General features: G+C 68.2%; 13 protein-coding genes. 6 read left to right on the plus strand and 7 right to left on the minus strand.

Going from position 1 to position 13,241, the window contains the following annotated elements:
- The 6 genes from ICN82_RS10340 to ICN82_RS10365 form a co-directional block, all read right to left on the minus strand.
- The gene (locus tag ICN82_RS10340) at window positions 1-1,296 is read right to left on the minus strand and encodes a branched-chain amino acid ABC transporter permease (RefSeq protein ID WP_193182367.1); all 1,296 of its coding nucleotides are present in this window, start codon (window positions 1,294-1,296) and stop codon (window positions 1-3) included.
- A complete protein-coding gene (locus ICN82_RS10345) occupies window positions 1,293-2,303 on the minus strand; it encodes a branched-chain amino acid ABC transporter permease (RefSeq protein WP_193182369.1) in 1,011 nt (336 codons plus the stop codon). Before ICN82_RS10345 ends, ICN82_RS10340 begins: the two co-directional genes overlap by 4 nt.
- A gap of 71 nt (window positions 2,304-2,374) precedes the next feature.
- Window positions 2,375-3,085 (minus strand): ABC transporter ATP-binding protein, encoded by a 711-nt coding sequence (locus ICN82_RS10350; RefSeq protein ID WP_193182371.1) that lies wholly within the window; start codon window positions 3,083-3,085, stop codon window positions 2,375-2,377.
- Window positions 3,082-3,861, minus strand: coding sequence for an ABC transporter ATP-binding protein (locus ICN82_RS10355; protein WP_193182373.1), 780 nt, complete (start codon window positions 3,859-3,861; stop codon window positions 3,082-3,084). Before ICN82_RS10355 ends, ICN82_RS10350 begins: the two co-directional genes overlap by 4 nt.
- A gap of 86 nt (window positions 3,862-3,947) precedes the next feature.
- Window positions 3,948-5,129 (minus strand): ABC transporter substrate-binding protein, encoded by a 1,182-nt coding sequence (locus ICN82_RS10360; RefSeq protein ID WP_193182375.1) that lies wholly within the window; start codon window positions 5,127-5,129, stop codon window positions 3,948-3,950.
- Window positions 5,130-5,246: 117 nt separating this feature from the next.
- Window positions 5,247-6,254, minus strand: coding sequence for a GlxA family transcriptional regulator (locus ICN82_RS10365; RefSeq protein ID WP_193182377.1), 1,008 nt, complete (start codon window positions 6,252-6,254; stop codon window positions 5,247-5,249).
- 170 nt (window positions 6,255-6,424) lie between these two features.
- Between ICN82_RS10365 and ICN82_RS10370 the strand changes: the two genes are divergently transcribed.
- Window positions 6,425-7,801 (plus strand): class II 3-deoxy-7-phosphoheptulonate synthase, encoded by a 1,377-nt coding sequence (locus ICN82_RS10370; RefSeq protein WP_193182379.1) that lies wholly within the window; start codon window positions 6,425-6,427, stop codon window positions 7,799-7,801.
- Between the two features lie 99 nt (window positions 7,802-7,900).
- Here the strand turns inward: ICN82_RS10370 and ICN82_RS10375 are convergent, their stop codons facing one another.
- Window positions 7,901-8,662, minus strand: coding sequence for a PAS domain-containing protein (locus ICN82_RS10375; protein ID WP_193182381.1), 762 nt, complete (start codon window positions 8,660-8,662; stop codon window positions 7,901-7,903).
- Window positions 8,663-8,807: 145 nt separating this feature from the next.
- Between ICN82_RS10375 and ICN82_RS10380 the strand changes: the two genes are divergently transcribed.
- The 5 genes from ICN82_RS10380 to ICN82_RS10400 all read left to right on the plus strand — a co-directional run bounded on the left by ICN82_RS10380 (window position 8,808) and on the right by ICN82_RS10400 (window position 13,189).
- Complete coding sequence (locus tag ICN82_RS10380) at window positions 8,808-9,695, plus strand: endoribonuclease YicC domain-containing protein (protein ID WP_193182382.1); 888 nt, start codon at window positions 8,808-8,810, stop codon at window positions 9,693-9,695.
- A 9-nt stretch (window positions 9,696-9,704) separates the two neighbouring features.
- Window positions 9,705-10,352 carry a guanylate kinase gene (gene gmk / locus ICN82_RS10385; RefSeq protein ID WP_193182384.1) on the plus strand — a complete coding sequence of 216 codons (648 nt, stop codon included), beginning with the start codon at window positions 9,705-9,707 and terminating at the stop codon, window positions 10,350-10,352.
- On the plus strand, window positions 10,349-10,876 hold the full coding sequence (locus ICN82_RS10390; RefSeq protein ID WP_193182386.1) for a gamma carbonic anhydrase family protein: 528 nt from the start codon (window positions 10,349-10,351) through the stop codon (window positions 10,874-10,876). The genes gmk and ICN82_RS10390 overlap by 4 nt, the downstream gene beginning before the upstream one ends.
- A 94-nt stretch (window positions 10,877-10,970) precedes the next feature.
- Window positions 10,971-11,993, plus strand: a complete 1,023-nt coding sequence (locus ICN82_RS10395) for an ATP-binding protein (RefSeq protein WP_193182388.1) — start codon at window positions 10,971-10,973, stop codon at window positions 11,991-11,993.
- A gap of 155 nt (window positions 11,994-12,148) precedes the next feature.
- Window positions 12,149-13,189, plus strand: coding sequence for a substrate-binding domain-containing protein (locus ICN82_RS10400; RefSeq protein ID WP_193182389.1), 1,041 nt, complete (start codon window positions 12,149-12,151; stop codon window positions 13,187-13,189).
- Window positions 13,190-13,241: the final 52 nt, after the last annotated feature.

Here is a 13,241-nt window from a genome sequence, read left to right on the forward strand (position 1 = left end):
CTAGCGTTCAGGCAGCAGCCCCCGCGGGGCAAAGCGCAGCACCAACAGCATCACGACCCCCATGGTCAGCAGCCGCATCTGCGCCGCGCTTTCCAGCAGATGACCCTTCAGCGCGCCATCGGGCAGCGGCAGGGTCAGCACCTGCATCAGCGCCTGGCCCAGCGGTTCCACCTGGACCCACAGGAAGAACACCAGGAAGCCGCCCAGCACCCCGCCCAGCGTGTTGCCCGACCCGCCGACGATGACCATGACCCAGACGAGGAAGGTGAAGCGCAGCGGCTGATACGTGCCGGGCGTCAGCTGTCCGTCCAGCGTGGTCATCATCGCCCCGGCCAGGCCGCAGACGGCCGATCCGAGGATGAAGACCTGCAGGTGACGGCGCGTGACATCCTTGCCCATCGCCGCGGCGGCTGTCTCATTGTCGCGGATCGCCCGCATCATCCGGCCCCAGGGCGCGTTCAGCGCCAGCTGGCTGAGCACGACCAGCGCGACCAGGACGATGGCGAAGAGCCCGGCATAGAGCAGTTTGACATAGAGCGTCGAGGCCGTGACCGGGTCCAGCCCGAGCCCCGCGGCGGTGCCGGCGAAACCGGGATCCTGCTGCAGGTCGATCTCGTAGGGCACCGGCCGCGGGATGCCGACGACATTCTTGACGCCCCGCGCCAGCCAGTCCTCGTTGCGCAGGATGCTGATGATGATCTCGGAAATGCCCAGCGTCGCGATCGCGAGATAGTCGCTGCGCAGCCCCAGCGCGGTCTTGCCGATGATCCAGGCGGCCCCGGCGGCAAACAGCCCGCCGACCGGCCAGGCGATCAGCACGGGCAGGCCAAGCCCGCCGAGGAAACCGGTCGTTGCGGGGTCGACGGCCTCGATCGCATCGCGGGCGGGATCGAAAAGCATGCGGTAGAGCGCGAATCCCAGGCAGGCCAGGATCACCGTGGTTGCAATCCGCAACCAGCGTTTTCCGATGCGCTTGTGGACCGCAACCACCAGTGCAATCGTCGCAAGCCCGGTCCCGAGCGCAAGCAGCAGCCGCGGCCCTCCCGCCGCCCAGGCTTCGGGCACGGGCGGTTCGGAGACAAGCACGGCGGCCAGCCCGCCAAGCGCGACAAATCCCATCACGCCGACATTGAACAGCCCGGCAAACCCCCATTGGGCATTCAGGCCCAGGGCCATGATCGCCGAGACGAGACCCATGTTCAGGATGTAGAGGGCGGTGTTCCAGCTTTGCAGAAACCCGGTCAGCAGGATCAGCAGGAGCACCAGAAGGAACATGGCGATGGTGCGGGCCGTCATGTCGAGGTCCCCCTGAAAAGGCCGGTGGGCTTGATCAGCAGCACCAGCACGAGGATGAGGAAGCTGACCGCGTTCTTGTATTCCGTGCCCAGAAGCTGCACCAGCCCGTCCGGCGCCAGTCCGGCGGGCAGGGTGTAGCCCAGGACCTTTTTCCAGGCATAGGTCAGGCCGACCTCGGAAAAGGCGATGATGAACCCGCCGACGATCGCGCCGACCGGACTCCCCAGCCCGCCGACGATGGCAGCCGCGAAGATCGGCAGCAGCAGCTGGAAATAGGTGAAGGGCTTGAAGGACTTGTCCAGACCGTAAAGCGTGCCGGCAATGGTGGCCAGCGCCGCGACCAGCACCCAGGTGATGCGCACGACCCGGTCGGGATCGATCCCCGACAGCAGGGCCAGGTCGCGGTTGTCGGCGAAGGCGCGCATCGACTTGCCGCTGCGGGTGCGGTTGAGGAACCAGAACAGCGCGACCATCACCGTCAGCGCCGTGACCAGGGTGATGGCCTGCGAACTGCGGATGGCCAGGCCTTCGTCCAGCCCGGTCATTTCCTTGAAATCGCGGGCGGAGACGAGGAAGCGCGCGCCATCGTCGAACCGCTGTTCATCGACGCCGATGACCAGGCGGACGATGCCGTTCATCACGAACATCACGCCGATGGAGACTATCAGCAGGATCGCGGAGGAGGCGCGGTTCCTGCGGTAGAAGCGGTAGACCATCCTGTCGGTTGCAAGAAGCAACCATGCGGTCACGGCGATGCCGACGGGCAGGGCGATCAACGCGGTCGGCAGGGGGCCTGCCGAGATGCCCAGCGATTGCAGACCCCAGGTCGCCAGGATCGTGACCATCGTGCCGAAGGCCATCGTGTCGCCATGGGCGACATTGGTGAAGCGCAGAACCGCCACGGTCAGGGTCACGCCGAGCGCGCCGAGCGCCAGCTGCGCGCCATAGGCCGTCGCGGGGACGATGACGAAATTGGTCAGCGCGACGAGCGCGTTCAGTAGATCCACGCGGCTGATCCTTTCGGAAAAAACGTCGGTTCGACAATCTGGTGAAAGATGGTTTTCATCTGCAACCGCAGTCAGCCCCCCAAGAAGCTTGCGCGCACATGCGGATCGGCCAGCAGCGCGGCCCCGGTATCGGTGAACCGGTTCGCCCCCTGGACCAGCACATAGCCGGTATCGGCGATCTCCAGCGCCTGGCGGGCATTCTGTTCGACCATGAGGATCGAGATGCCGGTCCGCGCGACCTCGATGATCCTGTCGAACAGCTCGTCCATGACGATCGGGCTGACCCCGGCAGTGGGTTCGTCCAGCATCAGAAGCTGCGGCCGCGTCATCAGCGCGCGTCCGACGGCGACCTGCTGGCGCTGGCCGCCCGACAATTCGCCCGCCGCCTGGTGCCGCTTGTCGCCGAGGATCGGGAATAGGTCATAGACCTGCTCGATCGTGGGGCGGATGTCGTCGCGGCGCAGGAAGCCGCCCATTTCGAGGTTCTCCTCCACCGTCATGGTGGGGAAGATGTTGCGCACCTGCGGCACGAAGCCCATCCCGGCCGCCACCCGCGCCTGCGGCGTCAGCCCGGTGATGTCGCGCCCACCCAGCATCACGCGGCCCTCGCGCAGCGGCAGCATGCCGAAGACCGCCTTCATTGCGGTGGATTTCCCCGCGCCGTTCGGACCGACGATCACCGCGATCCTGCCCTTTTCGACCGACAGGTTGCAGCCATGCAGGATATCGGCCGCGCCATAGCCGCCGCGCAGGCCCGTGGCCTCGAGGAATGGCCCGCTCATTGCGCCGTCACCTTGTTCTTCAGCCCGGTGCCGAGATAGGCCTCGATCACCTGCGGATCCGCCTTGATCTCGGCGATGCTGCCCTCGGCGAGGACGCCGCCCTCGGCCATGCAGATGACCGGGTCGCAGAGCCGCGCGATGAAATCCATGTCATGCTCGATCATGCAGAACGTATAGCCCCGTTCGCGGTTCAGCCGCAGGATCGCGTCGCCGATCGTGTTCAGAAGCGTCCGGTTCACCCCGGCGCCGACCTCGTCGAGAAAGACGATCCTGGCATCGACCATCATGGTGCGGCCCAGTTCCAGGAGTTTCTTCTGTCCCCCGGACAGCGCCCCGGCCTTTTCGTCGGCCAAATGGTCGATGGTCAGAAATTCAAGAACTTCGTCGGCCTTCTTCATGTTGGCGCGTTCTTCCGCCGCGATGCGCCGCCGTCGCGTCCAGGTATTCCACAGCGTCTCGCCCGACTGGTCCGCGGGCACCATCATCAGGTTCTCGCGCACGCTGAGCGACGAAAATTCATGGGCGATCTGGAAGGTGCGCAGCAGCCCCTTGTGGAAGAGCTGGTGCGGCGCCAGGCCGGTGATCGCCTCGCCGGACATGGTCACGGTCCCGGAGGTCGGTTTAAGAACGCCTGCTATGCAATTGAAAAGCGTAGTTTTTCCTGCACCGTTCGGCCCGATCAACCCGGTGATCGATCCTTCGCGGATGGTCAGGGAGGCCCCGTTGACGGCGGTGAAGCCGCCGAAGCGCATGACCAGGTTGTCGACAGTAATCATGAACAGGCCCGTTCGCGGAAGCGTGATCGAGGGCGGCTAGCAGCAAAGCGGGGCCCGGGCAAGCCGCCGGACCCCGCAACGCCGCGTCAGCGATAGCCGGTGGTGGTGATCTCGCCGTTCTCGATCGAGACCTCGCGGAAGCGCCCGGCCGCCTCGCCGGGGCCGATCAGCTCGACATCGGAGGCGCCGACATAGTCGATGTCGCCGCCGGAGGCGAGGATCTCCAGCCCCTTCGCCAGATCGCCGGGGAAGATCTTCTCGCCGGGGGCATTGGCCACCTCGGTGATCTTGTCCTTGTAGGCGGAGGCCTCGGAGGAGCCTGCGGCCTGCATCGCCAGCAGGATCAGCGCGGCGGCGTCATAGCCTTCCTTGGCATAGACCGCCGTACCGTCGAAACCGGCCGCCTCCGCCAGCGCCTCGAATGCGGCGCCGCCCTCGGAATCCGAGCCGGCGAGCTGCCCGAAGGAGCCGTCGATATCGGATCCGAACTTCTCGGTCAGGGCCGAGGCCACCATGCCGTCGGGCAGCACGAATGTGTCGAAGGCGCCGGTGTCCAGCGCGCTCTGGATGATGCCCGAGCCGCCCTGGTCGACATAGCCCGCCACGACCAGCACCTGGCCGCCCGCCGAGGCCAGCGCGCCGACTTCGGCCGAATAGTCGCCCTTGCCGTCGTCATGGGGCGCCGAGATGGTGACCGTGCCCCCGGCCTCCTCGAACGCGGCCTGGAAACTGTCCGCCAGCCCCTTGCCGTAATCGTTGTTGGTATAGGTCACGGCGACCTCGTCGATATCCTTTTCGCCCAGGATCTCGGCCATCACCACCGACTGGCGCGCATCCGAAGGCGCGGTGCGGAAGAACAGGCCGTTATCCTCGACCGTCGACAGCCCCGGCGAGGTGGCCGAGGGCGAGATCATGACGATGCCGTTGGGGATGGCGACATTGGCCAGCACCGCGCCGGTGGCGCCCGAGCACATCGCGCCGACGATGCCGGTCACGCCCTCGGCGGTGACCATGCGTTCGCCCGCGGCCGTGGCGGCGGAGGCGTCGATGCAGGTCGAATCGCCGCGCACCGGCGCGACGGTCTCGCCGCCGAGGAAGCTGCCGGTCTCCGAGATCTCGGCGGCGGCCAGCTCGGCCCCGGCGGCGATGGGCGGGGCGACGGATTCCAGCGGGCCGGTGAAGCCCAGAAGCACGCCGAGCTTGACCTCGGCCTGCGCCGACCCGGCCACGAGCGCGAGAAGCGCGCTGGCGCTGAGAAGCGATTTCATGACTGACTCCCTGTTTTCAGCATGTTTGCAGCGGAGGCTAGCCGCGGGTCCGGACAAAGGGAAGTCCCCGTGCTGCCTGCCGCAACGGCCGCCGATGCGGCGAAAGGGCCCGTCGGCTCAGCCCTTCGGTGCAGGCGGGGCGGCCGGGGCTTCGGCACCGCGGTCGCGATAGGGCGTGGTGCCGTATTGCGCCCGGTAGCAGCGCGAGAAATGCGTGGCGCTGGCAAAGCCGGTGGCCGCCGCCACGCCGGGGACGCCCATCTCGGTCTGAAGCAGCAGCTGGCGCGCCTTCTGCAGGCGCAGTTCCAGGAAATAGCGCTTGGGCGAGCGGCCCAGATAGCGGCGGAACAGCCGTTCCAGCTGGCGCACCGACAGCCCCGCCTCGGCCGCCAGAAGCGCGGGGCTGGGCGGGGCGGCGACGCTGGCCTCCATCCGGCCGATCACCCGCGCCAGCCCGTCATGGCGCACGCCCATGCGCGAGGGCAGCGACAGGCGCTGCATGTCCTGGCCGCTGCGGATCGCCGAATGCAGCAGCTGGTCGGCGACATCGGCGGCGATGCCCGGCCCGTGATCGCGCGCGATCAGGCTCAGCATCATGTCGATCACCGCCGTGCCTCCCGCGCAGGTCAGCCGGTTGCCATCCTCGACGAAGACCGCGCGGGTCAGCAGGATCGCGGGAAAGTCCCGTGCCAGGCTTTCGGCGTTCTCCCAGTGGATCGTCGCCCGCCGTCCCTCCAGCAGCCCCGCGCGCGCCAGCAGGTAGCTCCCGGTGCAGATCCCCGCCATCACCGTGCCGCGCGCCGCGGCACGGACCAGCCAGTCCAGCAGCGCGGGATCGGCGCGGTCGCGGATGCCCAGACCGCCGCAGAGCACCGCGATGTCGCCGGGCCGGGTTTGCGGGAGCGCGCCGTCGGGGCGGATGACCGGCCCGGCCGAGCAGGCGGTGTCGGCCCCGTCCTGCGCGACGATGCGCCAGGTATAGAGCGTGCGCCCCGCCGCGCGATTGGCCAGGCGCAGGCAGTCCAGCGCCCCCGCCTGGCTGATCAGCGTGAAGCCGGGCAGCAGGACGAAGAGGACGTGCCGGGGAACAGGGCCGGGGGGGATCTGGTCGGGGCAGTCTGCCATGGATCGGGCCCTTGTCGGGACGGGACGGCACAGCCAAGCAGGTTTGCCCCGGCCGCGCAAGACACCCCCGCCGGCGGCGGGGACAGCTACGGGTTGACAGCCGGGGCGCCAGCCCGCACAGCATGCGGACCCCGCGTGACCCGCGCGGGGGATGGAGAAGGGAGAAAACCATGACCAAGGGTTGGACAAAGTCGGACTGGAGAGCATTGCCGCGGGTGCAGATGCCGGACTATCCCGACGCGGCCGCGCTGGAGGCCGTGGAGGCCCGCCTGGCCAAGTATCCGCCCCTGGTCTTTGCCGGGGAGGCCCGCACGCTGCGCGCGCGGCTGGGCCAGGCGGCGAAGGGCGAGGCCTTCCTGCTGCAGGGCGGCGACTGCGCCGAGAGCTTCCAGGAATTCGGCGCGGATTCGATCCGCGACACGTTCAAGGTGATGCTGCAGATGGCGATGGTGCTGACCTTCGGCGCCAAGGTGCCGGTGATCAAGGTCGGCCGCGTGGCGGGGCAGTTCGCCAAGCCGCGCTCGGCGCCGATGGAGACCGTGGGCGGGGTCGAACTGCCCAGCTATCGCGGCGACATCGTCAATGACATCGCCTTCACGCCCGAGGCGCGGATCCCCGATCCGCAGCGGATGCTGCAGGCCTATACCCAGGCCGCGGCCTCGCTGAACCTGCTGCGCGCCTTCTCCCAGGGCGGCTATGCGGACATGCACCAGGTCCATACCTGGACGCTGGGCTTCACCGAGGGCGAGAAGGCCGAGAAATACCGCGCCATGGCCGAGCAGATCTCGCAGGCGCTGGCCTTCATGGATGCCGCCGGCGTGACGCGCGAGGCGACGCAGGCGGTCGGCACGGTCGATTTCTTCACCAGCCACGAGGCGCTTCTGCTGGAATACGAAGAGGCGCTGTGCCGGATCGATTCCACCTCGGGCAAACCGGTGGCGGGCTCGGGCCACATGATCTGGATCGGCGACCGCACGCGGCAGCCGGACGGCGCGCATGTGAAGTTCTGCGAAGGCGTCATCAACCCGATCGGCCTGAAATGCGGCCCCTCCACCACGGCGGAGGATCTCAAGGTGCTGATGGCGCGGCTGAACCCGCTGAACGATCCGGGGCGGCTGACGCTGATCGCGCGCTTCGGCGCGGGCAAGACCGACGACCACCTGCCGCGGCTGATCGAGACGGTGAAGGCCGAGGGCGCCAATGTCGTGTGGTCCTGCGACCCGATGCACGGCAACACGATCAAGTCGTCCTCTGGCTACAAGACCCGGCCCTTCGAGGCGGTGCTGCAGGAGGTGCAGGATTTCTTCCGCGTGCACCGCTCCATGGGCACCATCCCCGGCGGCGTGCATTTCGAGATGACCGGCAAGGACGTGACCGAATGCACCGGGGGCGTCCGCGCCGTCACCGATGACGACCTGTCCAGCCGCTACCACACCGCCTGCGATCCGCGGCTGAATGCCAGCCAGTCGCTGGAACTGGCCTTCCTCGTCGCGGAGGAACTCAATGTCCTGCACCAGGAGCGCCAGCGCGCCGCGGCCGCCTCCTGAACCGGGCGCCAGTGCCGAAATTGCAGACGCCGCCCCCCGGGGCGGCGTTTTTCATGGCGGAGCCGGGGGCCGGGCGGCGGGCCCGATGCGGCGGGGGGATCAGTCCTCGGGGGTGACGACGCGCAGCCACGGCACCCGGGTGGGCCTGCCCGGGCGGGGCGCGTCATTCTTGCCTTCGAAGGGAGTGCCGGTTTCGGCGAGGCCCGGGATCAGCGGCGGCGTTGCGGGCTTGCGCGGGCCGGGGCCGGAAGAAGCGGGGCCGGGGGCGGCGGGACGGCGGCTGCCGGGCAGCGGGGCCTGGGCGGGTTCGATCCCGGCGATCAGCGGCTCCACGGCCATTTCGGTGATGGCGAAGCGGCGCGGCGTGCGGCCGATCTCGCCGTCGCAGACCAGGCAGCCAAGCGCGCGGCTGACATCGCCGAGGTCGGATTTCAGGGGCAGGATCAGAAGCTGGGCTTCGTTCTGCGGCTTGCCGATGCCCCGTTCGGCAAGAAGGGCGAACCGTGCGATGGACGGCTCCTCGAATACGTGTTCCAGCGCGTCGGATACCTGCCGGCGCGCATCGGGTACGAAGAAGGAGGTCAGCGGCATGCCCCGTACCTCCATCCCCATCAGGTCGTTCAGATGCATCCCCGCCAGGCGGAACCGGGCCATCCCGGGGGCGATGCGTTCCAGGATGAAGGCATATTCCAGCGCGCGGTCGATGCCGCGCGGATCCACGTCGGAACGGCTCGGGACGACCCGGCCGGCGCGCAGGCCGTTCCAATAGGCTTCGAGTTGCGAAATTGCGCTGTGCTGCATCGTAGTTTTGTAGGATTTCAGGGATACGATCCCGGTATCCTGCGTCCAGTCATTCGCCATGTCCCACCCGGTCCTCTATATCTACCATGAATCTGATGTGTCGCCCAAAGGCTTTTGCGCGGCTGCGGCAGGCCCCGCCGTATTGACGGGAATATGGCATGAATTTGAGACAATTGCCCCGTCAAAGCTAAGGATTGGTTAACCCATGAGCCTCGCCGCGATGACAGCCCATGCGACTCAGGAGGTTGCCGCCGCGGGGGGGACCTGGCTGTGGATGCTGCGCGGCGGCTGCCGCGACCGGCTGGCGGTGGAGATCGCCCTGCCGCCGGGCTGCGAGGGGCTGGATCCGCCCGCGCGCGACATGATCCGTGCCGCGATGCGGCGCGGCCAGGTGGAGGCGGTGCTGCACCCGCCCGCGGCGGCGCGCGCGGTCCTGCCCGGGCCGCAGGAGCTGGCGCAGCTTTTCGCCGCCATTGCCGCGCTGGAGATGGCGGCGATGAAATCCGGGGTGCAGCTGGCGCGCACGGGGGTGGCGGATATCCTCAACGGCTCGCTGGGCGGTCCCGCGCCGCGGCCGCGCCCGCCCGCCGAGGCGGATCGCCAGAAACTGCTGGGCGGGCTGCGTGCGGCCCTGGCGGTCTTCGGCGGCCAGCGCCGGGCCGAGGGGCGGGGGCTGGAACGCAAGATCTGCATCCAGCTCGACCAGGTGGAGACTCTGGCGCGGGAGGCGCGGGCGCTGGACCGGCGGCGCGGGCTCTACCTGGCCGACCAGTTCGCCGTGGCGGTGCGGCGCGTGCTGTCCCAGGCGCCGGGACTGGATCCCGGGCGGTTGGAGCAGGAGCTTGCCGCGCTTGCCGCGCGCGCCGATGTGGCGGGCGAACTCGACCGGCTGGAGGCCCATGCCGCCGCGATCCGCGCGATCCTGCAGGACCCGCAGCCCGCGGGGGCGCGCCTTGCGCTGCTGGCGGAGGAACTGGCGCGGGAGACGGGGCGGCTGCGCGAGAAGGCGCATTTCCTGGAACTGACGCGGCTCGGGCTTGACCTCCAGACGGCCATAGACCAATTGCGCGGACATATCGACAACGTGGAGTAGACCGGACCCATGCCCAGCCCCGACCGCCGCGGCCTCCTGATTATCCTGTCCTCGCCCTCGGGCGCGGGGAAATCGACCCTGGCCAGGCGGCTGCGTGCCTGGGACAGCCGCATCGGCTTCTCGGTCTCGGCGACCACGCGCGCCCCGCGTCCGGGCGAGGTGGACGGCACCGATTACCATTTCCGCACGCGCGATGACTTCCTGCGCATGGTCGATGCGGGCGAGATGCTGGAACATGCCGAGGTCTTCGGCAATCTCTACGGCTCGCCGGCCGCGCCGGTCTTTGCCGCGATGAACGAAGGGCGTGACGTGCTGTTCGACATCGACTGGCAGGGCGGGCAGCAGGTGCGCAACTCGGCGCGCGCCGAGGATGTCGTGTCGATCTTCGTGCTGCCGCCCTCGATCGCGGAACTGCACCGGCGGCTGGAATCGCGCGCCCAGGACAGCGCCGAGACGATTGCCAAGCGCATGGCGCGTTCGCGCGACGAGATCAGCCACTGGGCCGAATACGACTATGTCCTGATCAACAACGATATCGACCGGGCGGAGGCGGAGCTGCGCGCCATCGTCACCGCCGAGCGGCTGCGCCGGTCGCGCCAGCCCGACCTGATCAACCGCGTGCGCGCGCTGAACGACGAATTCGAGGCGGGACAATGACGCTTTACGCCCTGGATGGCCACGCGCCGCAGCTGCCCGCCGGCGGCGATGTCTGGGTGGCCCCCGATGCCAACCTGATCGGCCGGGTCGTCCTGGGCGAAGGCGCGTCGGTCTGGTTCGGCGCGACGCTGCGCGGCGACAACGAGACCATCACCGTGGGGGCGGGCAGCAACGTGCAGGAAAACTGCGTGCTGCATACGGATATGGGATTCCCGCTGGAGATCGGGCCCGATTGCACCATCGGCCACAAGGCGATGCTGCATGGCTGCACCATCGGTGCGCAGAGCCTGATCGGCATGGGGGCCACGGTGCTCAACGGCGCGCGGATCGGCCGGAACTGCCTGATCGGGGCGGGCGCGCTGATCCCCGAGGGGCGCGAGATCCCCGACGGGTCGCTGGTCATGGGCATGCCGGGCAAGGTGGTGCGCGCGCTGGAGGCGGAGCAGATCGACGGGCTCCTGGCCTCGGCCCGGGCCTATGCCGCGCGGATGCGGCGCTATCGCGACGGGCTGCGCGCGATGTGACGCCATCCGGCCCGGCCGCGCGGCTTCGCGCACTGGCCCGGGGCGCGCGGCTCGGCTAGGAGGACCGCGCAATCTTCCCAGCGCGGATAGCCCCATGACCACCTATGCCATCCTGTCGGCCGTGCCGATGCCCATCGTCGTCACCGATGCGCGCGAGCGCGTGCTGGCGCTGAACCCGCTGGCCACCGGGCTGCTGGGCAAGGACCAGGTCGGCCGCCATGTCGTGACCGTCATCCGCCAGCCGCCGCTGCTTCAGGCGATCAGCGACTGCGCGGCGCAGGGCAGGGTGAGCGAGGCGCGCTATATCCGCCGCGACCACGCGCATGAAACCATCTATCGCGCGATCTGCACGCCGACCGGCGAGGGCGGCGTCCTGGTCAGTTTCCAGGATGTCACCTCGCTGGAGACGGCCGGGCAGATGCGCCGCGATTTCGTCGCCAATGTCAGCCATGAACTGCGCACGCCCCTGACCGCGATCCAGGGATTCATCGAAACCCTGCAGGGCCCGGCGCGCGGTGACCAGGCGGCCGCCGACCGGTTCCTGGCGACCATGTCGAAGGAGGCCGGGCGGATGATCCGGCTGGTCGGGGACCTGCTGTCGCTGAGCCAGGTCGAGGGCGAGGAACGCATCCGGCCCACCGAACGGGTGGAATTGCACGCGATCCTGAAATCGGTGATCCGCACGCTGGGCCCGGCGGCAGAGGCGGCGGGGGTGGAGCTCCTGATTGAGACGGCGGCGGAGGAACGCTGGCTGCTGGGCGATCCCGACCAGCTGATGCAGGTCTTCGTCAACCTCACCGAGAACGCGATCAAATACGGCCATGACGGCGGCCGGGTGATCCTGTCGCTGAGCGAGGTGGCGCGCGACCCGATCCTGGGCCTGCCCGCGCTGCAGGTGGATATCCGCGATTTCGGCCAGGGCTTCGACGAGATGCACAGCCACCGTCTGACCGAGAGGTTCTACCGCGTCGACAGCCACCGGTCGCGGGCGGTGGGCGGCACAGGGCTGGGCCTGGCGATCGTCAAGCACATCGTCAATCGTCACAAGGGACGGCTGAAGATCCACAGCGAGATCGGCAAGGGCAGCTGCTTTTCGGTGCTTCTGCCGACAGGATGAGGGCCGTGGCAGGTAATTTCGGCCCTGACCCGCGGTTAACGGGCTGTGTCATAAAACTGTTACGAAACTGTCACAAAAGGGATATCGCAGCCCATTATGGCCGGTCTCGCGCTTCCCAGTGGGGGCGCGCAAGATATTCTAGCTGGAGCATCCACATGAAAACCGTGAAGCTGAGCGCCTCCGTCCTGGCGATTGCTGCCGTTTCCGCCACCGCCGCCGCCGCTCGCGACACCGTGCAGGTGGCCGGGTCGTCGACCGTCCTGCCCTATGCCTCCATTGTTGCCGAAGCCTTCGGCGAGAACATGGGCTTCCCGACCCCGGTCGTGCAGTCCGGCGGTTCCTCGGCCGGTCTCAAGCAGTTCTGCGAAGGCGTGGGCGAAAACACCATCGACGTCGCCAACGCGTCGCGCGCCATCCGCGAGAGCGAACTCCAGACCTGCGCCGAGAACGGCGTGACCGACGTCATGGAAGTCCGCATCGGCTATGACGGCATCGTCTTCGCCAACGAAGTCAACGACGCGGAATTCGAATTCACCCCGTCCGACTGGTTCAACGCCCTGGCCGCCGAGCTGCCCGTCGACGGCGAAATGGTCGCCAACCCGAACACCTCGTGGAACGAAGTCAACGAGGATTTCGAGGATGTCGCCATCAAGGCCTTCATCCCCGGCACCAAGCACGGCACGCGCGAAGTCTTCGAGGAGAAGGTGATCCTGGCAGGCTGCGAAGAGTCCGGCGCCATGGAAGCCATCCTGGAGATCAATGGCGGTGACGAGGATGCGGCCGAGGAAGCCTGCATGAGCATCCGCACCGACGGCGCCTCCATCGACATCGACGGCGACTACACCGAGACCCTGACCTCGATCCAGGGCGAAGAAGGTGCCTTCGGCGTGTTCGGCCTGGCCTTCTACGAGAACAACACCAACATCATCAAGGTCTCGACCATGGGCGGCGTGATGCCCTCCACCGAGTCGATCGCCTCCGGCGAATACCCGGTCAGCCGCCCGCTGTTCTTCTACGTCAAGAAACAGCATATCGGCACCATCCCGGGCCTGAAGGAATATGCCGAGTTCTTCGTCTCCGACGCCGTTGCAGGCCCGGGCGGCCCGCTGGCCAATTACGGCCTCGTCGCCGATCCGGAACTGGCCGACACCCAGAAGGCCGTCGCCGATGAAGTGACCATGGGCTCGGGCTCCTAATCCTCGCACCTTCCCGGGGGGCGGCCGCGCGCATGCATGCGGCCGCCCCCTT

The organism is Mangrovicoccus algicola (genome assembly GCF_014903745.1).
Lineage (GTDB): Bacteria > Pseudomonadota > Alphaproteobacteria > Rhodobacterales > Rhodobacteraceae > Mangrovicoccus > Mangrovicoccus algicola.

Bases quoted from the DNA above. Each gene is read 5' to 3' on its own strand.
- ICN82_RS10380 (WP_193182382.1), top strand. From the start codon at position 8,808: ATGAGCCTCGCCGCGATGACAGCCCATGCGACTCAGGAGGTTGCCGCC.
- ICN82_RS10375 (WP_193182381.1), bottom strand. From the start codon at position 8,662: ATGGCGAATGACTGGACGCAGGATACCGGGATCGTATCCCTGAAATCC.
- ICN82_RS10355 (WP_193182373.1), bottom strand. From the start codon at position 3,861: ATGATTACTGTCGACAACCTGGTCATGCGCTTCGGCGGCTTCACCGCC.
- ICN82_RS10370 (WP_193182379.1), top strand. From the start codon at position 6,425: ATGACCAAGGGTTGGACAAAGTCGGACTGGAGAGCATTGCCGCGGGTG.
- ICN82_RS10360 (WP_193182375.1), bottom strand. From the start codon at position 5,129: ATGAAATCGCTTCTCAGCGCCAGCGCGCTTCTCGCGCTCGTGGCCGGG.
- gmk (WP_193182384.1), top strand. From the start codon at position 9,705: ATGCCCAGCCCCGACCGCCGCGGCCTCCTGATTATCCTGTCCTCGCCC.
- ICN82_RS10390 (WP_193182386.1), top strand. From the start codon at position 10,349: ATGACGCTTTACGCCCTGGATGGCCACGCGCCGCAGCTGCCCGCCGGC.
- ICN82_RS10400 (WP_193182389.1), top strand. From the start codon at position 12,149: ATGAAAACCGTGAAGCTGAGCGCCTCCGTCCTGGCGATTGCTGCCGTT.
- ICN82_RS10340 (WP_193182367.1), bottom strand. From the start codon at position 1,296: ATGACGGCCCGCACCATCGCCATGTTCCTTCTGGTGCTCCTGCTGATC.
- ICN82_RS10350 (WP_193182371.1), bottom strand. From the start codon at position 3,085: ATGAGCGGGCCATTCCTCGAGGCCACGGGCCTGCGCGGCGGCTATGGC.
- ICN82_RS10395 (WP_193182388.1), top strand. From the start codon at position 10,971: ATGACCACCTATGCCATCCTGTCGGCCGTGCCGATGCCCATCGTCGTC.
- ICN82_RS10365 (WP_193182377.1), bottom strand. From the start codon at position 6,254: ATGGCAGACTGCCCCGACCAGATCCCCCCCGGCCCTGTTCCCCGGCAC.